The following is a 23,265-nucleotide window of genomic DNA, read 5'->3' on the forward strand; positions in this document are numbered from 1 at the left end:
AGGGGAGGAAGAACAGATGAAAATTACGTCTTTTGATTTTTGGCAAAAGTTCGGGAAAGCGTTATTAGTTGTTGTAGCCGTAATGCCAGCAGCTGGTTTAATGATTTCCATCGGTAAGTTAATTGGTATGTCTGCTGGGGATGTTAACGCAGTTCATACAATCGCTCGCGTAATGGAAGACATCGGTTGGGCAATCATTACAAATCTACACATCTTATTCGCAGTAGCAATTGGGGGATCTTGGGCGAAAGATCGCGCAGGTGGTGCATTTGCAGCGCTATTAGCATTCGTCTTAACAAACCGAATTACAGGAGCTATATTTGGGGTAAACGCTGAAATGTTAGCGGATTCAAAAGCGAAAGTTTCTTCAGTAATAGCGGGAGATTTAATTGTAAAAGATTACTTTACTTCTGTACTTGGTGCACCTGCATTAAACATGGGAGTGTTCGTAGGGATTATCACAGGTTTCTTAGGAGCTACTTTATATAACAAATATTATAACTATAATAAACTGCCACAGGCATTAGCATTCTTTAATGGAAAACGATTTGTACCATTCGTTGTAATTCTTTGGTCTACAGTTACTGCGATTGTATTATCACTTCTATGGCCATTCATCCAAAGTGGGTTAAATGAATTTGGTCGCTGGATTGCAGCTTCAAAAGATAGTGCACCAGTTGTTGCACCGTTTGTATATGGAACGTTAGAGCGTTTATTATTACCATTTGGTTTACACCATATGTTAACGATTCCGATGAACTATACAGAGCTAGGCGGAACATATACGATGCTAACTGGTTCAAAAGTTGGACAAGTTGTAGCAGGGCAAGATCCATTATGGCTTGCATGGATTACAGATTTAAATAATTTATTAGCAAATGGAGATACGAAGGCATATAACGATTTATTAAATAACGTTGTACCAGCTCGTTTCAAAGCTGGACAAGTTATCGGCTCAACAGCAGCGTTAATGGGGATTGCATTTGCGATGTTCCGTAACGTTGATAAAGAAAAGCGTGCAAAATATAAACCAATGTTTTTATCAGCAGCATTAGCAGTATTCTTAACAGGTGTAACAGAACCAATTGAATTCATGTTCATGTTTATTGCTCCAGTATTATATGTTGTATATGCTATTACAACAGGACTTGCATTCGCGCTAGCTGATTTAATTAACTTACGTGTTCATGCATTTGGATTTATTGAGTTAATTACTCGTACGCCAATGATGGTTAACGCAGGTTTAACAAGAGACTTAATCAACTTTGTTATTGTTTCATTAGTGTTCTTCGGTCTTAACTTTACACTATTTAATTTCTTAATTAAAAAATTCAATTTACCAACACCAGGGCGTGCAGGTAACTATATTGATAATGAAGATGAGGCATCAGAAGGAACAGGAAATGTACAAGACGGTTCATTAGCAACAAAAGTTATCGATTTATTAGGTGGAAAAGAAAATATTGCTGACGTAGATGCTTGTATGACACGCTTACGTGTAACAGTAAAAGATTTAGATGTTGTTGCACCAGAAGCACAGTGGAAACAAAATGGTGCTTTAGGGCTTATTGTAAAAGATAAAGGTGTACAAGCGGTATATGGTCCGAAAGCTGACGTATTAAAGTCAGACATTCAAGATATGTTAGGTGCGTAATAATATGAAATTGCTAACTTTAAACTGTCATTCTTGGCAAGAAGAGAATCAAATAGAAAAGATACAATACCTTGCTAAAGTAATTCAAGAAGAAGAGTACGATGTCATCGCATTGCAAGAAGTAAGTCAGTCCATACAAGCTGAAAATGTATGCGGTAACAAGAAAGAAGATAATTTTGGACTTTTACTATTAGAAGAGTTAAAAGCGCTACATGTAAAAGATTACAATATTACTTGGGATTTCTCTCATATTGGTTATGACGTGTATGAAGAAGGATTAGCGATTATAACGAAGCATAATATTATAAAAGAAGATACGTTCTTCATTTCAGAAAACGAGGATACAACGTATTGGAAAACGCGTAAAATTGTAAGTGCAACAATTGCTTATAATGGTAAGGATATAACGTTTTACTCTTGTCATCTCGGTTGGTGGAATGATGAAGAAGAGTCATTCAAAGGTCAAGTCGATCGTTTGATGGAGCGTGTAGATAGCAATAAGCTCGCCTTCTTAATGGGGGATTTTAATAACAATGCTCGATTGAAAGGCGAAGGTTATGAGTATATGATGCAAAAAGGGTTGTATGACACATATGAATTAGCAATAGAGAAGGATGAAGGAACGACTGTCCAAGGCGAGATTGCTGGTTGGGATGAAAATAAACATAATTTGCGAATCGATCTAATATTGTGTAACCAAAGTAAAAAAGTTCATTCTTCAAAAGTTATTTTTAATGGTACAAACAGAAATGTAATTTCAGATCATTTCGGTGTAGAGGTTCAATTGGATATATAATAGAAGAAATCCTCACAGAGAATAAAAGCTGTGAGGATTTTTTTTAGGAATACAAGTATTTCCAAGAGAAAATACTTGTATTTTTTATGACATTTCATATATATTTGTTATTATTGAATGTAAAACCGATTTGGTCATTTTGTATTCATACTTTGACTCACTTCGTTATATAATGAAGTAAGTGAAAGTTAATGGGAAAAAATAGTACGTTTTTGGTTAATACACGATGTAGAAAGTGATATAATTGCAAAATGTATGTATCATTTTCTAAAGAAGGAAAAATATATAATTAGGTGATAACTTCTATGAAACAGATTTGGCGTATTTATAAGACAGATTTACGGAATGTAGCCAAACATTGGGCTGCAATTGTTATTGTTTTAGGATTAATGATTTTACCATCGTTATATGCATGGTTTAACATTAAAGCTTCTTGGGATCCATATGGAAATACAAAAGAGGTTCCCATTGCAGTTTCTAACCAAGATGCAGGTTCTAATTTAAGAGGGAAAGATATTAATATCGGGAAAGAGATTGTAGACTCCCTTAAGAAAAACAAAAATCTTGGCTGGAAATTTGTAGATGAAAAACAAGCAATTTACGGAGTTGAGCGTGGAGATTATTATGCAAGTATTACGATTCCAAAAGATTTCTCTGAAAAAATTGCAACTGTTCTGGATGAAAATCCTAAAAAACCAGAACTTGATTACTATGTAAATGAAAAGGTAAATGCGATTGCACCGAAAATTACAGCAAAAGGTGCATCAGGTATTACAGAAGAAATTAGTAAAAACTTTGTAAAAACAGCAAACGGTGAGATTTTTAAAATTTTCAATGATCTTGGAATCGATTTAGAAACAAACTTACCAAGTATCGAAAAAGTAAAAGATCTTGTATTTAAGTTAGAAGCGCAGTTCCCAGAAATGAATACACTTATGGATAAGGCGTTAGATGATGCAACTCGAGCAGAAGATGTTGTGAAAGTAGCGCAGAAAGATTTACCTGTTGTAGAGAGTGTAATAAATGATGGACAGGAAGCGTTAGCGAATTTAGATAAGTTCTTTGCAAGACAAGATCAAACATTAAAAAATGCTCCAGGGACGATAAGAAATGATTTAGTAGCAGCAAAAGGCGTTATGGATAGTGCAGCTGCATTTACTGACTTTTTAATGAATCCAGGTGTAGAACTAAATATTCCTGACTTGTCTGGAATGAATGGATTACCTGAATTCCCAGCGAGACCAGATCTTTCTAAGTTGAATAGTGATGGTTATAAGAGTATAGCGCAAAATATTAATCAAACAGTAAATAATGTTTTAAGTTCATCACGTGCAGGAACAGCTTATGGGAAAAGTGTTTTAAATGGATTGCAAAATGGTCAGTTTGATCCAGAACAAGCAAAGAGAGATTTAAATGCGGTATCAGAACGATTACAAACTGGTACAGATGGTATTTCATATCTTATTAATTTCTTTACTGAACTTCAAAAATCGGCGACTACTGATTTTGGTCAAAGCTTTTTCAAAGGGCGAGTGGATCACTTAACTAATGTTAAAAAAGGTATGGAAAATGCGAATAACGGTATTAAAGATATTGTAAATGTTATTGGCAAAGGACAAGAAGTAAAGAAAGATGTAACAGATGTAGCGAATCAAAAATTAGATGCAGCAAATGGATTAATTGATCAAGCTGAAAAAGATTATAATGAAACGTTTGTAGCAGATTATAAAAAAGCAGTTAGCACAGTCGATCAAGCTAAAGTTGATGCAAATGCAGTATATGATAATGCAAAAGCAGATTACGATAAAGTAAAAAATGGTATTGAGGGTGCAAAAGCAGATTTACAGAAAGCAAAAGAAGATGTACAAAATAGAGGTATTAACGGTTTAGATTCAACGAAAGTAGCTTTAAATAGCTTAAATGGTCAATTCCAATCTGGAATCGGTTTAATTGATGATATGATTCCAGTTCTAGAAAGTACAAATAAGGTTTTAGCGGATGTAAATAGTGATAAAAACCTTAATAATGGAATTGCAAAATTAAACAAAGCGAAAAGTAGTCTGCAAAAAGGTGTAGATGCAACGAATAAGGGGATTACACTTCTTAACAATGGCCAGAAACCTACAAAAGATGTAATTGAAAGTATTAACAACGCTGCGAAGGGCGGATCAGCTCAATTAACAGATGTATTATCGACGTATGATTCAGAAATTGTACCTAATTTCAATACAGCAATTGCTCGTACAAAAGAGATGTCGAAAAATACAACTCAAATTTTAAATGATGCAGACAAAAAGCTTCCAGATGTTAAAAAATTACTAGAAGATTCATCAAAAGGTTTAGTAGATGGTAAAAAGAAATTAGCAGACATTAAAGCTGAAATGCCAGCTACTGAGAAAAAGATTAAAGAATTAGCAGATAAAATTCGTGATTTTGAATCTGAAGAGGATTTAAAAGACATTATACGCTTATTGAAAAATGATGTTGAAAAGCAAAGTGATTACTTTGCGAATCCAGTAAATTTAAAAGAAAATAAATTATTTGCGATGCCGAACTACGGTTCAGCGATGTCACCATTCTATACAGTGCTTGCATTATGGGTAGGCGCATTATTAATGGTTTCATTATTAACGGTAGAAGTACACGAAGAGGGCGCGAATTATAAGAGCCATGAAATTTACTTCGGACGTTTATTAACATTCTTAACGATAGGTCTTTCACAAGCGTTTATCGTATCGATGGGAGATATATTCTTACTCGGTACGTACGTAGTCGATAAGTTCTGGTTTGTGTTATTTAGTTTATTTATTGGTGGAGTCTTCGTTTGTATCGTATACTCACTCGTTTCTATTTTCGGAAACGTTGGGAAATCGATGGCGATCATTTTACTTGTACTACAAGTAGCAGGATCGGGCGGAACATTCCCAATCCAAATGACACCAGCGTTCTTCCAAGCGATTTATCCGTTCTTACCATTCACATACGCAATTAGCGCAATTCGTGAAACAGTTGGCGGAATGCTTTGGGATATCGTAACGCGAGATTTACTTGTGTTAAGTGCTTTCGTAGTAGTTATGATTGTTGCTGCGTTATTACTGAAAACACCAATTAACAAATCAAGTGAAAAATTTGTTGAGAATGCAAAAGGAAGTAAAATCATTCACTAAAATAAAAGGTTCCTACCGATAGAGGTAGGAACCTTTTTGTTTAATCAAATTTTAATTTTTTTAATGCTTCTGCGAACGGGTTGTTTAATGGTTCTTCTTCTTTGTTCTGTTGTTTCATATATTTTTGAACGTCGCGCTTATCAGCTTTGTTTCCAGATTCTTTTTTACGTCTTTCTTGGAATGTTGATAATTTCTCGCGATAGCCACATTTACATGCAAAGATTTGTCCTGCACCCTCACCACGTAATTCTAGTTTCTTCTTACATTGCGGACAGCGAGCGTTTGTTGTACGAGATACATTTTTACGATGACCACATTCACGATCTTGGCATACGAGCATTTTTCCCTTTTTGCCGTTTACTTCTAGCATTGGTTTACCGCAATCTGGACAAGACTTCGTTGAAATGTTGTCATGTTTATATTTTTTATCGCTTGATTTAATTTCAGAAACGATTTCTTTCGTATAGTTCTTCATTTCAGAAATGAATACTTCTTTTTTCAATTTACCTTTTGCGATAGCCTCAAGTTTTTGTTCCCATTCACCAGTTAGTGTAGGAGATTTTAATTCTTCTGGTACTAAATCAAGTAACTGGCGACCTTTTGAAGTAATGTGAATATCTTTACCGCGTTTTTCAATTAAGAATGAATTGAATAGCTTGTCGATAATGTCTGCACGTGTCGCTACAGTACCTAATCCACCAGTCGATTTTAACGTATCAGCAAGTTGTTTATTTTGCGTATCCATATATTTTGTAGGATTCTCCATTGCTGAAAGTAAAGTCGCTTCGTTAAATCGTGCAGGTGCTTTTGTTTGACCTGATGTTTGCATAATTAACTTTACAGCTAATGTATCGCCTTTCTCAATGTGAGGTAGAAGTTGCTCTTTTACGTCATCAGTTACATCATCATCTTCAAAGCGATTTTCATATACTTCTTTCCAACCGGCATGTAGAATTGTTTTTCCGCGCGCAATGAACGTTTCATTGCCAACCTTTGTGCGTAACGTTAGTTGCTCATATTCGAATGCCGGGAATAACACAGCTAAGAAACGTTTTACAACTAAATCATAAATTTTGCGTTCTTTATCTGTGAATGCTGAGAAGTTAACGTATCCTTCTGTTGGAATAATCGCATGATGATCGCTTACTTTACTATCATCAACAAATGATTTGTTAGGTTTGATAGGCTTTTGTAATACTTTATGTGCGAAGGGACGGTATTCTCCAACACCACATGCTTTTAGACGTTCTGGAAGTGTTCCAACGATATCAGATGAAATGTAGCGTGAATCTGTACGAGGGTACGTTAGTACTTTATGCTGTTCATACAATTTTTGCATAATATTTAATGTTTCTTTAGCAGAGTAACCGAACTTTTTATTCGCATCACGTTGCAATTCAGTTAAATCGTAAAGACCAGGAGAGAATGACTTCTTCTGTTTCTTATCAATTTCCAAAACAGTAGCATTTTGTTTATCTAAACGTTTTACAATACCATCGATTTTTTCTTTATTAAAACTACGGCTATTGCCATTTGCATCTTGCCAAGTAAGTTTGAGCTTCTCCATTGTTTGAGCTTCGATGCCGTAGTAAGTTTGTGCTTTGAAGTTCTTTATTTCATCCTCACGACTAGCAATCATAGCAACAGTAGGGGTTTGTACATGTATACTGTTTTTAGGGCGAAATTTAATATATTCTTTTAATAGTAATGATATCAATAATAATTTCACCCATGTACATTTTTATTTTGGGTATAAAAAATAAATAAGCATAGTAATAGAATTTAGAGGAGGAAACTATGAGATTTGTTGTAAGGGAATTTGATGAAACTTCAAGAAATGGAGAAATATTCAGTAGTATTGGTATTGGAATTAAAGAAAATAGCTATCTAATATTTCCCTCACCTCTTTCAAATTTTATAAAAAGAGAATATAAAAATAAAGGAAAGTCTATTAATAGCCAAAGAAATGTAGCTTATGCAATAACAAGATTTTTAAATTATTTATATAAAAATAAAGATAATTATCCTGAATTAATTATAGGGGGACTAAGCAGTTTAACTCTTCAACATGGAGCAGATTATATCTCCTATTTATCATTAAAAAGTAGAGCAGGTGAATTAAAGAGTGAATATGTAAAAACTGAGATACAGTATCTAAACAAACTTTTCCATTGGTTGAAATCAGAAAAAATAATTAACCAGGTCTTTAGTGTAAATTACCAGACTGTTTATTACGGTCGAAAAAGCCGGGAAATTGAGACCAATATTTTTGAAAACACTAATGACTTAGATATTATTTTACCAATAAGAAATTCCATTCAAAATAATGTTATTAAAGACTTCGGTAAAAATAGAAATAGACTAATTATAGATTTTATTATGACAGCAAAGCGTATTGAACCATTAATGGCATTAGGTATAGCTTTACAATTCTTTGGAGGATTAAGACGTTCTGAGGTCATTAACTTAAAATGCTCTAGTTTAAAGTGGGCTAATAGTAACCTAATAATTGAGATTAGAGACAATCAAAACATCTTATTTGCAGATGCAATAAATAAGGCTGATATTCAAGTTAAATATCCAAGAGATCAAATATGTATTTGCCCTGAAATTATAAAGCCCCTGTATGAAGAACAACTAAAAATGCTAACCAAATTAACTAAAGGAACTTCCGAAGCACTTTTTATCTCAGCGAGGAATTTTAAAGCTTTAAGGGGCAAAAGATATTCAGCAAAAATTGATAAGATTAAACAACAGTTTTTAAATGACTTACTAGCAAAAAATCAAGTCGAAGATTATATACTGTTAACAAACAATAAATGGTCTACGCATATTGGCAGAGGCGTTTTCACGAACATATTAATAGATTTGGGTCTAACTCCTACCCAAATTGCATTAGCTAGAGGCGATAGAAGCTTACAGTCTGCATTAAGTTATGTAGATGAAAATACATTACTTAGCTCTATGAATTTAGCAATCAATAATTTTGACATACTAAAGGAAGTGTAGGACTTGCCTAATCATATGACATTAAAAGAGGTTTCAACCCTCCTTAACTTATCGATATATCAAACTAGGTTATTTCTTAAAGAAGCCTCAATACAAAAAATAGGTATTAATAATTCTAGAGAAATTGTTTATGATACCAATGTTATAAATAATTTACGCGATATTCTTGAAAAAAGATATAAAGACAATTGCTTAAATAAATATACTCCTAAAGAACTTATCACGTTAGGATGTACTGGACACGATAGAGCTATTCTTAAGAGCGAACCTACTTCACTTTTCGATAGATATAGGACTTTTACTGGAATCTCTTATTTCTATGAAAAATTAGAAGTAAATGCATATTTAGCATCTAAAAGCTGTAGTTCTGAATTATTATCACTTTTGCAAATAATGGAATTAGTGGATTTTAAAACACTCCAACAACTTCAACATGCATTAAACGATTGCAATATTAAAGAAGTAAAAAGAGGATATAGTTCCTTCAAGTATTATAAGGAATCAGATATAAAGTTCTTTATTGACTTGGTTAAAAAAAGGTATTCATTCAATAAAGCCAATCGTTTGAGTACTCAGCAAATGCAGGAACTAGGATTTAAAAAAAATGATAGAATAGTATTTCAAAAGGTTAAGGCAGAACCTATCGATAGAATTAATGAGTATGCTGAAGCTGGGGGACTTGCCTTTTATGATAAAACCGAAGTGGAGAGGAAATTAAAATTCAAAAAATTTCTAAATCATACTATCTGCGAAAAGGATGCTAAAGAACATTTGGGCTATAAAAATACTGAAAAGTTCAAAAAAATGATTCAAGAATATGGCATCACATTAACGTCAAATGGGAAATATGAAATTAATTATTATGACAAGTCCAATATAGATTCCCTGAAAAATATTATAGATAAAAATTATGAACATAACCTTGAAACCAAAATAACCAGTGGTCAAATAAAAGCCTTAGGATATTCTAGAAAACTTATTCGTAAATTAACCCCTATCCACACAAGACCTATTGATAACGTATATAAGTTTGCGAACGCCGTTATTTTCTATGATAAGGAACAATTTCTCGATTTAAAGAAACAATATCGCGATCTAGCTGAAACTAATAATGTTTTAACTGAATATTATACTTCCAAACAATTAATGGAATTGCTCAATATACCAAATAATATTAATAGGTATATGACTAAATTTAGAATTTCCCCTATAAAAATCCCTTTATCACGTCAAAATTATTGGCACAAGGAAGAGGTTGATGATTTTGCTAAAAGAAGAAATGATCTATATAACTACTACGATTCGAATTATTATTTAATTAGTGACGTGGAATATTTACTAGGATGTAGCATAAGTAAGTTCTACAGTATTTGTTCAGATTTTAACATTCATATTACTGCTGAAGAATTACCGATTGAGGTAAAGTTTAATAAATTCACTAAATCTCATTTAGGTTTTCCAAAGGATAAAATTGATAACATTTTTGCAAAAATCAATGATAAACAAAGACAAAGTACTACTAATCATCAAACGATCAATGTTTTAGAATCTAGTAATGATACACAACATAATTCAAACACCACCTCAGAAATAAAGAGTTCACTTCAAGTACTTGGGCATTTAGATGATGAAAAAATCGTACAAATTTTAGAAGAAATAGCGAACTATTCAACGCCCTCTATAAATGACAAAATTAAAACCATAATTTCCGAAAAAGATTTAATAATCCAATTAGACTATTCAAAGAAACAGTTTGATGAAAATAACGAACACTTTCGCATCTTAAAGTTGGAGTACGGAAATATTAATTATTATTTGCTAGAGGATTGTTCTAATCTTTTAAAAAAGTTATATGAAGAGCAAAACAATTTATTAGGTTTAAACTATACTCATGTTGAAGCAATTGCAAAAGTCCCTAGCACCGTATTATATAAAAATAGAGAAAAGGTTCAAATACCACCTCATTTAAGATTTGGTCGCCTAAAAAAACTTAAATACGTATATCCTAAGAAAGTTATTGATAATCACTTAAAATCGTTAGAATTTTCAGATTCAATCGAACGATATAAAAATGAATTAGAATATAATACTCTTCCAGATAAAATTTTTTTAAAAGTAGTCAAAGAATTGGACTTAAATTTTCTGGATTTAGTTAAAGAGACAGAAATAGCATGGCATAATTTTGCTTCAAAAAAATTATTAAGTTCAAACGGAAATATTAAAACGATCAAGAAGCTTTTTGTTCGATTTATTAAAATAACAGAATTACTACAGTCAAAATTAATTTCAAAAGAAATTATGGACATGACTTCTAATGAGATTAATTTCGTATTTTTAAACAATAAAGTTCCAAGTACTTACAAAGAAGTTTTATATAGTTTTTTTAATCACTTACTTTTAAGGTTTTCTAATTGTAAGTACTTGGTTTCAGAGCTTAATAACCCATATGTGGAAAAAAATGAGCGTTTAGCAAACTCTAAACACAATAAGCAAATCTATTCGATTAATGAGTTTTTAACACTACTGGACTATGTTAAAGACATTCAACGCCATAAAGACAATGCCCTTTCTGAATATAAGAAAAAACAAATGTGTGAGACAAAGGGGAATTATGAATCCATTTGGTTATACGTAATGCTTCATTTAAATAACGGGTGGAGAAGTACTGATTTTATTGAAAAGATACCTCGTATCCCCTTGTCTATCCCTGTGCAGGATTATAAATCATTTGAAAACTACAATTTAACCTTAGAAGAATCTACAAAAATTATCTGGGAATTAACATCGAATTTAATGAATGTTTATCATAACAAAAATGGTAAAAGGGCTTTTTTCTTTATTTCTGAAGATATGATTGTACCTGTAGCTAATGCTATCGTTTTATGTGAACTTAAGGCTCAATTAATAAATTCAAAAAGAAATAACTTGATTGATTTAGGTAATTCAAACGAATTGACTACTAGCATGCATGATAAGTTTTTCAAAACTTTTCCTATAAATAATTTTAAATTTAAATCGCTAATGGCCAACAGCACATTTATAACTTTTGTGAATTCAATCCTAAAACAAAAAACAAATCGTAATCCTTTGGAGATTACTAAATTCATTAGAAATCATGATTCTTTAGACACTACCAACAGATATGTACATGTAAATGAAGAACATCTAAATAAAATTAGTAAGCAATTATTTGATAAAGGCTATTTTGGCTATACCTACGATTATTTAAAACAAATTGTTATTGGTGAATCTCAAAATAATTCTATGGAAAACAATGAAAAAAATCTGTTAGCCACAGTTTTTGGAGACATATATAAAATTGAAAATTTATCCATAATGTTAAATGCAATTGAAGAACAAAAGAAACCTTTATACGAGTTCGTTAAGAGTTTATCACAAGAACAACAGAGAGAAGTATTAGATTTAATAAATATGAATCAATTGCCGGCCAAAGAATCCTTTTGGCAATGTATTCTTGGTGATTGTTTATATCTAGATAGAAAATGTAACAGTTGCCCATTTGCAATCCCACACTTCTATGTACTAACAAAGACTGTTCACAACCTAAATAATTTGATACCTAAATTAGAACAGATTAAAAACATTTCTTATAAAGGCGAAAGGGTTAGATTAGCTAATTTATTATACAAAAACCTTTCCTTAATAAGTACTGCTAAAAAACAATTTGGAGAAAATGTACTAAGTTCATTTTTAGGTAAGGACTACTCAGATTTCTTAAATAACATACGCAGCTTAGATAGTATAAGTGAAAATCTAACAATTGGAGGCAATTAATATGGAGAATAACCATAGTTTAGATTTTTCGTCTACCTCAACTCATTATAATGAGAGCCTCCGTGGCACTTTACAAGATAGGATAAACAGTCTTAAAGGCATGGGTGTAAATCTTACAGCCGAAGCATCCAATAGCAGGTGGAATATTTATGATGAATATTTTTCACAAACATATTTGGTAGACTTTAGCTTCGATTCTTTTTCATCAAAGAAGTTTGATACTGAACAATTTATCTTGCTATTAAAATCTTGGTTTATTCTACTTTTAGAGGGTGGTAACAGTTTTCATCATTTAGCAAAGAAAACCAGAAGAGCAAAGGATGCATTGATCCTAAGTAAAGGATTTAATCTAGGAGCAATAGATGAATTTGAACTGAACTATTTTTCTAAAGATCTTAAACCTAGTACTCTACAAAATAAAGCATCTCTACTATTAGAATTTCTAGATTTTTGCCAAGACCTGATAGTGCCAGAAGAGTATCTGGAACTAATTTTAGGATACTATCAAACACAGAATTCAGCAGCAATAAGGAAATTGCCATCAAGCCAAGATGTTCTTAAATTTTCTTTAATAGTTGAAGTATACTTTTCTAATGAGGACATTGATAAAGTATATTTGGATTACTATCCAATTTATTTATGGTGGAATTTAACAAATGTTATCCCAATACGTATTAACGAATTCTGTAATTTGAAATTTGATTGTTTAACTTTTAATAAAGAAGGGTATTTTTTATCTTTACCTCGAAGCAAAAAATTAAGGAATCGTAAAATCGCTTATGACAAAATTTTGGTTTCGGATAAAATTGCCAAATCAATTGAATTATATCAACAAAAAATATATTCTGCTAAACCGTCTAAAACATTATTACAAACGTCTAGTACAGTTCGAAATATAAAACCAGAAATCTTTAATTACAGAAATTTCAGGAATTTATTAGGCAAATTTTATAGGGAAATTGTTTGTGGGAAGTATGGTCTCAAATTATTAGAGAACAGTTCAGATCCCCATACCCAATCACCTTACAATATCTATAGGAAAATAAGACCAAACGATACTCGCCATTTTGCATTTTTGAATTTAATGTTGCAAGGTTATCATCCCAGTGAGATTGCTAGATTAGGGGGGCACAATTCTGTTTATTCTCAAATGACTTATCATAACCACTTGGAATATTGGATTGATTCAGATTTAATAAAATTATTAACGAATCAAAAAAGACACTTAGGTAACCTTTCAAACGAATTTTTCAAAGAAATTATTTTCAAAAATGCGATGACTATCACTACGGAAGTTTCTGAAGTTGTTAAAATTCCATTAGAAATCGGTTATTGTACAGATTCTTTACAAGACTGTCCCGTAGATGAACACTATCTCTGTAAGCATTGGAGAATAACCTTAGACGATTACCAAAAACATTATGATAAGTTACAAAACATCCTTGTTAATCAAGAGTCTGTTCTTAAATTATGCATTGATAAATTATTAGCGCTTCATAAAACTGGTCTCATACATCATAAAAATGATGTGTATGATGAAAAAAATTCACAATTCAATTATCAATTAATTGAAAGTTCTAAGAAAGTAAAAGATGCATTATACCAATTGGCAAAACTAAAGGAAAGGTTTGAAATGTATGAAAAGTCGAGGGCGTAAGCCTAAAATATATCCTAAAGATATTCTTCTAAAGATTATTGATGATTTCTTAAGAAATCAGGCAAATGTTCAAATTATAAGATATAAAGAAATCTTTCTTTATGCGCTAGAGGAATATAACAAAGGAATATTAGATTTTAAACTGAGTGAAGATTTTTGGAGAAAACCTGGTCGTCAAGGAAAATTGCTCGTTGATGAAATCAATAAAAAGAGAAGCGCTTTAATAGAAAACAATGATCAATACATTGAAATTGTCTCAACAAATGATGTTATAAGCAGATTATCACAAGACACTCCAGCTACTAAAAAGAAAATTATTAATCAACTGAAGGTAAATGAGTATGGCTATCGTAAAATATCTACTCGCTACAATCAACTCAAAGAAAAAGAAGCTAAGATGACAAAAGAAATCGCCGAACTTAAGGCTGAGATTGTAAATCTTAAGGACAATAACGAAATCTATCAAAATGTTCTTTTCCAATGGGCAAATTTATCAAGCGTTAAAGATCTTAATTTAATAAACTTAATTACAACTGGAAAAACTAGATCTGCTACAGTGGAACAACTATTTAAGGATATATTTAAGGAACGGCCTAATAAGGCTATACTAGAGCTTAATACTGATAATACAATTGATAATGTAGTAACAATAACGAAGATAAAAAATACACTTATCGAAGACTTAGATCTATAGTCTTCCGATAAAGAGGAAAAATAAAAAATATATTTTGCTTTAATTAAGAGAACCTTACTCAACTAGCATGGGTTCTCTTAATTTAGGCATGCTTTCGTATAGTATATTCGCTCTTCAGTTTCCCTATGTATTTTGTGAAATACATCATTTAAATAACGCATAAACTTTCAACTTCTTTAATCAATTCATGGGGCATTATTTTTAGTACCCCACAAATAATAAATATCGTAGTAATGCTAGGCTGTCTTTGTCCGCGTTCTAGTAATCCAATAAAAGTTCTATCTAGGTCGCATTGTAACGCCAATTGTTCTTGGGAAAGACCAGCTAGTTTTCTGTGTTTTCTTAATACGGTACCAAAAGCTTTTGATATCTCCATAAGCTCACCTCTTAGTTAATTAACTAAGAAATCTACTAATTTAATCGACCGACTATAGTCATCATAAAGAGGTGATGCTACAATATTAATAAACATTTTTTGAAGGAGATTTTTTATGTCTAGTAAGAAATATGACGAAAGTTTTAAAAAGAAAATTGTTCAACTACATCTTGAAGGAAGGGCAACAACTGAACTGGGTAAGGAATATAAAGTGTCACCCACAGCAATCTATTCTTGGATAAAACTATATGCTGATGAATCCGCTATTTCTTTTAAAGAATTCAGTGCTATTCAAAAAGAAAATAAACGTTTAAAACAGGAAGTAGAAATACTTAAACAAGCAATGACAATAATGACTTCAAAATAGAACTAATCCTTTATCCATATTTCATGTATTAGAACTGTGTTATAGTATAAAGTACAAGATATTGAAGGAGCATGAAGATATGGCAAAAAGCTTAGTATTAGCAGAAAAACCATCAGTAGCTCGTGATATTGCGAATGTACTGAAATGTAATAAAAAAGGGAACGGCTTTTTAGAGGGCGATAAATATATCGTGACATGGGCACTAGGACATCTAGTAACCCTAGCTGATCCAGAAATGTATGATAAGAAATATCAAAAATGGAATTTAGAAGATTTACCAATGCTACCTGACCGTTTAAAACTATCAGTAATCAAACAATCCGGTAAACAGTTTAATTCTGTTAAATCACAGTTGAATCGTAATGACGTAAATGAAATCATTATCGCGACAGATGCGGGGCGTGAAGGTGAGTTAGTGGCCCGTTGGATTATCGCCAAATCTAAAGTAAATAAACCAATCAAACGTTTATGGATTTCATCCGTAACAGATAAGGCAATCAAAGATGGATTCAATAATTTAAAACCTGGTAAAGCATACGAAAACTTATATTTTGCTGCCGTAGCTCGTTCTGAAGCAGATTGGTACATCGGACTAAATGCCACTAGAGCTTTAACGACAAAATATAATGCACAGTTAAATTGTGGGCGTGTTCAGACGCCTACTGTAGCCATGATAGCTGCACGTGAAGATGAAATTAAAAACTTCAAACCACAAGTGTACTATGGCATTGAAGCACAAACTGATTCAGTCAAACTAACTTGGCAAGATACTAACGGGAATAATCGAAGTTTTAACAAAGAAAAAATTGATAGTATCGTAAAGAACTTAGATAAGCAAAGTGCTACTGTTGTGGAGATTGATAAAAAGCAGAAGAAGTCATTCTCTCCTGGTCTTTACGATTTAACTGAGTTGCAACGTGATGCAAATAAAAAGTTCGGTTACTCTGCTAAAGAAACATTAAACATTATGCAGAAGTTGTATGAACAGCATAAAGTGCTAACGTATCCTCGTACAGATTCACGCTACATTTCATCAGATATCGTTGGGACACTTCCAGAGCGTCTGAAGGCTTGTGGAGTTGGAGAATACCGTTCTTTAGCATATAAAATTTTAAATAAACCGATAAAATCTAATAAATCATTTGTTGATGATGGTAAGGTAAGCGATCATCACGCAATTATTCCAACAGAAGGCTATGTTAACTTCTCAGCCTTCACAGATAAAGAACGTAAAATTTATGATTTAGTTGTAAAACGTTTCTTAGCCGTTTTATTCCCAGCATTCGAATATGAACAACTAACATTACGTACAGAAGTCGGTAATGAAACGTTCATTGCACGCGGGAAAACAATTTTACATGCTGGTTGGAAGGAAGTATACGAAAATCGCTTTGAAGAAGATGATGCAACTGATGACGTAAAAGAGCAACTTCTACCTCGCATTGAAAAGGGTGATACATTAACTATAAAGTTAATTATGCAAACATCGGGTCAAACAAAGCCACCTGCACGATTTAACGAAGCAACTTTACTATCAGCAATGGAGAATCCTACAAAATATATGGATACGCAAAATAAACAACTTGCTGATACGTTAAAATCCACTGGTGGATTAGGTACTGTAGCGACACGTGCAGATATCATTGATAAACTATTTAATTCATTCCTAATCGAAAAACGTAGTGGCAAGGATATTTACATCACAGCCAAGGGTCGCCAACTGTTAGATTTAGTTCCGGAAGAATTACGCTCACCAGCTACAACAGCTGAGTGGGAACAAAAACTTGAACTAATTGCAAAAGGCAAGCTGAAAAAAGATGCTTTTATTAATGAAATGAAACAGCACACTAAAGAAATCGTTGCAGAAGTTAAAGCAAGTGATAAAAAATACAAACATGAAAATATTTCTACAAAGTCATGTCCTGACTGCGGTAAACCTATGCTTGAAGTAAACGGTAAAAAAGGAAAAATGCTTGTTTGCCAAGATCGTGAATGTGGTCATCGTAAAAACGTATCAAGAGTAACCAATGCACGCTGTCCACAATGTAAGAAGAAACTAGAATTACGTGGTGAAGGTGCTGGCCAAATTTTCGTATGTAAATGTGGTTATCGTGAGAAACTTTCTACATTCCAAGAAAGACGTAAGAAAGAATCAGGTAACAAGGCCGATAAACGCGACGTTCAAAAATATATGAAACAACAGAAAAAAGAAGAAGAACCATTGAATAACGCATTCGCAGAGGCATTAAAAAAATTAAAGTTTGATTAAATTCGTATTTTAGAGGAGAACTTTTGTTAATAAAATGAAATTTAATAACGAGTAGTGAGACTTCTCAAAAAATAAAGGCATGCTTGCTTTTGTTTTCAAATATACTGAAAAAAACTTTGTGCAAGTGCACAAAGTTTTTTATTTACTAACAATGGGAAAATATCTATAAGTAATTTAGATTTATAGATGTCGGGGAATGGTTGTATTTGAATAAGGGATTTTCTTATTAAGCCAAAGGGCGGGATTGTTAAGCAACATGGATAGGAAATGATCCAACTTTATTATAAAAGAGTGAAACAATTGAAAATATTAAGGGCGTGTTTTGCTTTTAAATAAAGTTATGATGTTTATAAAAAAGACGCGATGCTCCAAAGAAAGTTGCGATAAAAAAGAAATTAATCTTAAAAGATTAATTTCTTTTTTATGATTTAAATATATTTTAACTATAAAAAAGACGCGATGCTCCAAAGAAAGTTGCGATAAAAAAGAAATTAATCTTTTGTTTAAAAAGATTAATTTCTTTTTTATGATTTAAATATATTTTAACTTTATTATAAAAGAGCCTAAATCATAGCCTGTTTTTATTATAGCTATAGCTGAAATTAGGGCTAATGGGTATTTAATAAATGGATTTTTTAGGGATTGCTGTATATTTTTCATACTGTAAACCTCCATTCTCAATTTATTCAACATCATTTATTGTAGTCTCATTTTGAGAAATCATAACTTTTAAATGCTCTGTTATGACCTTCATTTTATCAATAGCATATCTAATTAGACTCAATATGTCTTCTTCTATATTAAGTCCTTTTTTAAACGTTTCACCCAAGTTATCAATATTCTCAACATCACTATTTTCAAAATCAACATTAATTCTTGTAAACGTAATAACATAATCAGCCTTTTCGATATTTTCTATCATTTCTTTCATTAAAGTTTTATGAAGTTCTTTTGTCTTTTGGATATCCTCAAATACTACATTTTTATTAAAGCCAAATCTTTCATATTCTTTAAATGTTGTATTTAGAGGATGAGCAACTATATATGATCTAATCGCTTTGAAATAATCATATTTATCCCTATTTTCACTTTTAACACCATAAAACTCGTCTTTGTCGTTCTTTTTGTCATAGACTGTTAATGATTTTAACAAGTATTCTATTGATGTTAATATTTTGTCTGAAACTGATATTAATTCATACACATTAATATCATCATTTTTATTGTTTATATCTTGCAAAGCATAATTTATAACTGCTCTAGCTGACATAATTTTAGTATTACTTTCAAAATGTTTATTTGCGTCTTTTTCAAAGTAATCATTACACACTTGATTAAATTCATCAAATGCTTCTCTATTAATTTTCACTAATAATCAAATCCTCCTATTAAATTATTGTTATAATATATACATTTATAATCTATCATATTTAATTTTTTATAAAAAATATTTTTGTTAATGTATTGCGCTTACCAAACTTCTACTAAAATTTTGAGTTACGCTGTTTCCCCTTTTAATTAAAGAATTTTAATCAAACATTTTTATAAAAAAGAATGTTTATTTGAATAGAAAAGACTCCATTTTGATTAATCTTTTTTCAAAACACGCTTTTTCTTTTTGTTTGTTTATCAAGGTTATTTGCATTAATTTGAACAAACTTTATTCTAAAACAACACAAAGAGAATTTGAGTTTTCGTGCGATAGCAAGAGCATTAGAAGTAGATTCAAAAAACAGTAAAAAGGAATTAAAATGGAAATGTTGAATTAAATAAAGTAAAGGATAAACAGTTATCCATAGAAAAGCTTGAGGAATGCAAAAGAAGATAGTTAGAACTATGCAATACGTATCCACAGTTATCACGTACAGCATCAAGAGAGAAAAATAGTGCGGTTTATATGTATTTATATCGCAATGATAAAGAGTGGTTAACGTCAAATGTTCCTACGCTGAAAAAGAAAGCTACGCCAATTCAAAAGGTGGATTGGCATAACAGTGATTAACAATATGTGCAACAGATTAAACAAGTGCATAAACATTTATTGAACGAAAAAAAAGCCAGTACGAATTACGATTTCTACTTTAGGTAATCGATTAGGGGTTCTAGTAAATCTACAGCATCATTTGGATAAAATGCCTTTTACAGAAGAACTGCTTTCACAAATTATAGAGACTGTACAAGCTTTTCAAATTCGACGTGCTTGTAAAATCATAAATCAGTTAATTGAACAAAATGAACCTTTCAAGATATGGGAGATTCAGAGAAAAGCAGCAATTAAGTTACATCATTTTCAAGAAATTAAAACAACCTTAGCAGCGTATATTCAGTATAAAGAGGAAGTGTCAGAAGGTGAGAGGACGCTCGGTTAAACTAAATAATTGGCCATTTGAAAAGGGAGAGCGAGCAAAGGTGATTTGGATTAGCTCTCTTTTTTGGCATGAGGTAATAGAACCATTACTAAGAAACTTAGTTACAGATAGTGGAGTATGGTTGAAGGAATCGCTTATTGAGATTGAAGAAAACGGAATTACCATACAGAAATCAAAGCATAGTAAGAAAAATTATGAGCATAGGGCATCATTGGTTATTAATAAATTTAATTAATTAGTAAATGAAATATACTATAATATAAAGTAAGAAAAGTGAAGAGATGGGGGATATGAAAAAGTGGGTTATCAGTCAGAAGCACAACTAGAGAAACATTTAGTCGAACAATTGCAAACGCAAGGATATGAGGCTGTACAGTTATCGGATTATGCAGGTGTGTTAGAAAACCTTCGTACGCAACTAAATAAATTTAATGAAAAGAAATTAAATGGGCAACCTTTAACAGATAAAGAATTTAAGCGTGTACTTGTCGCAACAGAAAATAAAAGTATCTATGAATCTGCGAAAATCTTACGTGACAAGTTATTAATCGAGCGTGAAGATGGAACAGAACTTTATTTAGAATTAATGAATACAAAACAATGGTGTAAAAACTTATTTCAAGTAACAACACAGACGACAATGTTCGGTAAATATGAAAATCGTTATGATGTCACGATTTTCATTAATGGTTTACCCATTGTTCAAATTGAGTTGAAGCGCCGTGGACTAGACTTTAAAGAAGCGTTTAATCAAATCCAGCGCTATCGTCGCCATTCATTCCAAGGGTTATATCACTTCTTGCAAATCTTTGTTGTAAGTAATGGCGTTGATACGAAGTACTTCTCCAATTCTGATTATGATATTCAATTTGGTTTTACTTTCTTTTGGTCAGATGAAGAAAATAATATCATCACGAATTTACAGGATTTTACGAAGGCATTTTTACAACCTTGTCATCTAGCGAAGATGATTAGCCGTTATATGATTATTAATGATACAGATAAAGCTTTAATGGTTATGCGTCCATATCAAGTATATGCAGTAGAAGCCTTAGTAAAGCGTGCAAATGAAACGAATAATAATGGATTCATTTGGCATACAACGGGTTCGGGCAAGACGCTGACTTCTTTCAAAGCAGGGCAAATTTTAGCAAATGAAGAAAGCATTAAGAAAGTATTCTTCCTTGTCGATCGTCAAGATTTGGACAGCCAAACTACTGCAGAGTTTAACAAGTTCGAAAAAGGCTCTGTGGACCGCACGGATAAAACGGAGGAATTAATTAAGCAAATCAAAAATCCAATGAAACGTTTTATCGTAACAACGATTCAAAAAATGAGTAACGCCGTTAAAAATCCACGTTATGGGAAAGTAATGGAGCCGTACAAGCAAGAGCATGTCGTCTTTATTATTGATGAATGCCATCGTAGTCAATTTGGTGATATGCGTAAAGATATTGATCATCACTTCCAAAATGCACAATACTTTGGCTTTACTGGTACGCCACGATTTGAAGAAAATAAAAGCCAAGATGGTCGTACTACAGCTGATCTATTTGAAAAGTGTTTGCATCATTACTTAATCAAAGATGCAATTCGTGATGGTAACGTATTAGGTTTCTCAGTCGAATACATTAGGACGTTCCAATCTAAAGTTGATGAATTAGATGATACTAAAGTAGAGGGAATTGATACGGATGAAGTGTTGCACCATCCTACACGTTTAAATATGATTACAGAGCACATTATCGATAATCATAACCGTCGTACGAAAAGTAAAGGGTATTGTGGTATCTTTGCGGTTGATTCGATTCAAACATTAATTAAATACTACGATTTATTTAAAGCAAAGGATCATAATTTGAAAATTGCAGGAATCTATTCATTCGGTGCAAATGAAGAAAGTGATGGTACAGAAGAACATTCACGTGAAGCATTGGACCGTATAATTGTGGACTATAATCAAATGTTTGGAACAGATTACTCAACAGATACTTGGGACCGTTATTTCTCAGACGTATCGAAAAAAATGAAGAAAGCACAAATTGACATTTTACTAGTCGTGAACATGTTCTTAACGGGTTTTGACAGTAAGCCGTTAAATACACTATATATCGATAAAAACTTGCAGTATCATAACTTATTACAAGCTTATAGTCGGACAAATCGTGTGGAAAAGGCGACTAAACCGTATGGGAATGTAGTGTGCTACCGCAATTTAAAAACACAAACAGATGATACCATTCGTTTATTCTCTAAAACAAATTCAGTTGATGATGTGTTAATGCAAAACTATGATGCCTATTTAGCGAAGTTTAAAGAAGCATTAACGGATTTAAAGAAACTTGCAGCATCACCAGAACAAGTAGATGCACTCCAAACCGAAGAAGACCAACGTGAATTTATTGTGGCCTTCAAAAACGTCACGAAAATGCTTCAACGTCTGCAATCATTTTCAGATTTCAAATTTGATGAAACTGAGTTACAAATCACTGAGCAATCATACGAGGATTATAAAAGTAAATATTTTAAAATCCATGATCGTTTGAAAAAAGAAGGTCCACGTAAAGAGTCAATTTTACAAGACATCGACTTCGAGTTAGAGCTAATGTATACAGATCGTATCAATGTGAGCTACATTATGAATCTGATCGCCAATCTTACGATGGATGACGACAAAACACGTGAGCAAGAGATTAAGCTGATTAAGTTAGAGTTGGATCATGCATCTGATGAGAAGCTACGTTTAAAAGTGGAACTTATTCACAATTTCTTAGATAAAATTGTGCCGCAGCTCGGTGCAAATGTATCGATTCTTGATGAATACTCAAAGTATGAAGAAGAGGTACAAGAGGAAGAAATGAATACCTTTGCAAGTGAAGTTGGGTTAGAGCAATCCGTTTTAAAAGAACAAGTAGCGACATATGAATATGCTAATGTTATTGAAGATAGTACGATTATGGACTGCTTATCCGGTTCATTCTTAAAGAAAAATAAGGCGATTAAGGTAATTAAAAGCTTTATTCATGAGCAAGTAGCAAAATATGGCGCATAGAAAAAAAGAGAGGGAACCTGCCTTCTCTTTTTTGTTATTTTAAAAAATATCAAAAATGAT

Annotated in this window: 16 protein-coding genes and 1 pseudogene; 13 read left to right on the forward strand and 4 right to left on the reverse strand. The window is 32.1% G+C overall.

Annotation, left to right across the window (positions count from 1 at the left end; all coding sequences use genetic code 11):
• The first annotated feature begins 16 nt into the window (after nucleotides 1–16).
• From DN401_RS03970 to DN401_RS03980, 3 genes are all read left to right on the forward strand, one after another.
• Nucleotides 17–1,654, forward strand: a complete 1,638-nt coding sequence (locus DN401_RS03970) for a PTS transporter subunit IIBC (RefSeq protein WP_000705560.1) — start codon at nucleotides 17–19, stop codon at nucleotides 1,652–1,654.
• A 4-nt stretch (nucleotides 1,655–1,658) separates the two neighbouring features.
• Nucleotides 1,659–2,450, forward strand: a complete 792-nt coding sequence (locus DN401_RS03975) for an endonuclease/exonuclease/phosphatase family protein (RefSeq protein WP_000771986.1) — start codon at nucleotides 1,659–1,661, stop codon at nucleotides 2,448–2,450.
• A 305-nt stretch (nucleotides 2,451–2,755) separates the two neighbouring features.
• Complete coding sequence (locus DN401_RS03980) at nucleotides 2,756–5,617, forward strand: YhgE/Pip domain-containing protein (RefSeq protein WP_000810080.1); 2,862 nt, start codon at nucleotides 2,756–2,758, stop codon at nucleotides 5,615–5,617.
• Between the two features lie 40 nt (nucleotides 5,618–5,657).
• Here the strand turns inward: DN401_RS03980 and topB are convergent, their stop codons facing one another.
• On the reverse strand, nucleotides 5,658–7,346 hold the full coding sequence (topB, locus tag DN401_RS03985) for a DNA topoisomerase III (RefSeq protein WP_149287528.1): 1,689 nt from the start codon (nucleotides 7,344–7,346) through the stop codon (nucleotides 5,658–5,660).
• Nucleotides 7,347–7,414: 68 nt separating this feature from the next.
• Between topB and DN401_RS03990 the strand changes: the two genes are divergently transcribed.
• The 4 genes from DN401_RS03990 to DN401_RS04005 are packed head-to-tail and all read left to right on the forward strand — an operon-like array spanning nucleotide 7,415 to nucleotide 14,772.
• Nucleotides 7,415–8,626, forward strand: a complete 1,212-nt coding sequence (locus tag DN401_RS03990; RefSeq protein ID WP_149287529.1) for a site-specific integrase — start codon at nucleotides 7,415–7,417, stop codon at nucleotides 8,624–8,626.
• Between the two features lie 3 nt (nucleotides 8,627–8,629).
• Nucleotides 8,630–12,421, forward strand: coding sequence for a hypothetical protein (locus DN401_RS03995; protein WP_255481213.1), 3,792 nt, complete (start codon nucleotides 8,630–8,632; stop codon nucleotides 12,419–12,421).
• 1 nt (nucleotide 12,422) lies between these two features.
• Entirely contained in the window at nucleotides 12,423–14,078 is a 1,656-nt protein-coding gene (locus DN401_RS04000) for a tyrosine-type recombinase/integrase (RefSeq protein WP_149287530.1), read from the forward strand.
• The gene (locus DN401_RS04005; RefSeq protein ID WP_149287531.1) at nucleotides 14,059–14,772 is read left to right on the forward strand and encodes a hypothetical protein; all 714 of its coding nucleotides are present in this window, start codon (nucleotides 14,059–14,061) and stop codon (nucleotides 14,770–14,772) included. Before DN401_RS04000 ends, DN401_RS04005 begins: the two co-directional genes overlap by 20 nt.
• A gap of 148 nt (nucleotides 14,773–14,920) precedes the next feature.
• On the opposite strand, the gene DN401_RS04010 is transcribed toward DN401_RS04005, so the two are convergent.
• Nucleotides 14,921–15,148 carry a helix-turn-helix domain-containing protein gene (locus DN401_RS04010; protein ID WP_016103240.1) on the reverse strand — a complete coding sequence of 76 codons (228 nt, stop codon included), beginning with the start codon at nucleotides 15,146–15,148 and terminating at the stop codon, nucleotides 14,921–14,923.
• A 115-nt stretch (nucleotides 15,149–15,263) separates the two neighbouring features.
• Between DN401_RS04010 and DN401_RS04015 the strand changes: the two genes are divergently transcribed.
• Nucleotides 15,264–15,515 carry a transposase gene (locus tag DN401_RS04015; protein ID WP_002169259.1) on the forward strand — a complete coding sequence of 84 codons (252 nt, stop codon included), beginning with the start codon at nucleotides 15,264–15,266 and terminating at the stop codon, nucleotides 15,513–15,515.
• A 79-nt stretch (nucleotides 15,516–15,594) separates the two neighbouring features.
• Complete coding sequence (locus DN401_RS04020; RefSeq protein ID WP_149287532.1) at nucleotides 15,595–17,784, forward strand: DNA topoisomerase III; 2,190 nt, start codon at nucleotides 15,595–15,597, stop codon at nucleotides 17,782–17,784.
• 531 nt (nucleotides 17,785–18,315) lie between these two features.
• Here DN401_RS04020 and DN401_RS30095 read toward each other — a convergent pair.
• Together DN401_RS30095 and DN401_RS04025 are read right to left on the reverse strand one after the other, a co-directional pair.
• Complete coding sequence (locus DN401_RS30095) at nucleotides 18,316–18,444, reverse strand: hypothetical protein (protein WP_255481215.1); 129 nt, start codon at nucleotides 18,442–18,444, stop codon at nucleotides 18,316–18,318.
• Nucleotides 18,445–18,466: 22 nt separating this feature from the next.
• Nucleotides 18,467–19,153, reverse strand: coding sequence for a hypothetical protein (locus DN401_RS04025; RefSeq protein WP_149287533.1), 687 nt, complete (start codon nucleotides 19,151–19,153; stop codon nucleotides 18,467–18,469).
• 474 nt (nucleotides 19,154–19,627) lie between these two features.
• On the opposite strand from DN401_RS04025, the pseudogene DN401_RS29690 reads away from it, so the two are divergent.
• From DN401_RS29690 to DN401_RS04045, 4 genes and pseudogenes are all read left to right on the forward strand, one after another.
• Nucleotides 19,628–19,786: pseudogene (locus DN401_RS29690) on the forward strand (TnsD family Tn7-like transposition protein); the annotation flags it as partial.
• A gap of 130 nt (nucleotides 19,787–19,916) precedes the next feature.
• Nucleotides 19,917–20,153: a hypothetical protein gene (locus DN401_RS04035; protein WP_149287535.1), complete on the forward strand. Its 237-nt coding sequence runs from the start codon at nucleotides 19,917–19,919 to the stop codon at nucleotides 20,151–20,153.
• Entirely contained in the window at nucleotides 20,134–20,388 is a 255-nt protein-coding gene (locus DN401_RS04040; RefSeq protein WP_149287536.1) for a hypothetical protein, read from the forward strand. Before DN401_RS04035 ends, DN401_RS04040 begins: the two co-directional genes overlap by 20 nt.
• 63 nt (nucleotides 20,389–20,451) lie before the next feature.
• Complete coding sequence (locus tag DN401_RS04045) at nucleotides 20,452–23,205, forward strand: type I restriction endonuclease subunit R, EcoR124 family (RefSeq protein WP_149287537.1); 2,754 nt, start codon at nucleotides 20,452–20,454, stop codon at nucleotides 23,203–23,205.
• Nucleotides 23,206–23,265: the final 60 nt, after the last annotated feature.

It is taken from the genome of Bacillus sp. BF2-3 (genome assembly GCF_008368795.1).
GTDB lineage: Bacteria > Bacillota > Bacilli > Bacillales > Bacillaceae_G > Bacillus_A > Bacillus_A cereus.

Bases quoted from the DNA above. Each gene is read 5' to 3' on its own strand.
- DN401_RS03970 (WP_000705560.1), top strand. From the start codon at position 17: ATGAAAATTACGTCTTTTGATTTTTGGCAAAAGTTCGGGAAAGCGTTA.
- DN401_RS03975 (WP_000771986.1), top strand. From the start codon at position 1,659: ATGAAATTGCTAACTTTAAACTGTCATTCTTGGCAAGAAGAGAATCAA.
- DN401_RS03980 (WP_000810080.1), top strand. From the start codon at position 2,756: ATGAAACAGATTTGGCGTATTTATAAGACAGATTTACGGAATGTAGCC.
- DN401_RS03990 (WP_149287529.1), top strand. From the start codon at position 7,415: ATGAGATTTGTTGTAAGGGAATTTGATGAAACTTCAAGAAATGGAGAA.
- DN401_RS04000 (WP_149287530.1), top strand. From the start codon at position 12,423: ATGGAGAATAACCATAGTTTAGATTTTTCGTCTACCTCAACTCATTAT.
- DN401_RS04005 (WP_149287531.1), top strand. From the start codon at position 14,059: ATGAAAAGTCGAGGGCGTAAGCCTAAAATATATCCTAAAGATATTCTT.
- DN401_RS04010 (WP_016103240.1), bottom strand. From the start codon at position 15,148: ATGGAGATATCAAAAGCTTTTGGTACCGTATTAAGAAAACACAGAAAA.
- DN401_RS04015 (WP_002169259.1), top strand. From the start codon at position 15,264: ATGTCTAGTAAGAAATATGACGAAAGTTTTAAAAAGAAAATTGTTCAA.
- DN401_RS04020 (WP_149287532.1), top strand. From the start codon at position 15,595: ATGGCAAAAAGCTTAGTATTAGCAGAAAAACCATCAGTAGCTCGTGAT.
- DN401_RS30095 (WP_255481215.1), bottom strand. From the start codon at position 18,444: ATGAAAAATATACAGCAATCCCTAAAAAATCCATTTATTAAATACCCA.
- DN401_RS04035 (WP_149287535.1), top strand. From the start codon at position 19,917: ATGCCTTTTACAGAAGAACTGCTTTCACAAATTATAGAGACTGTACAA.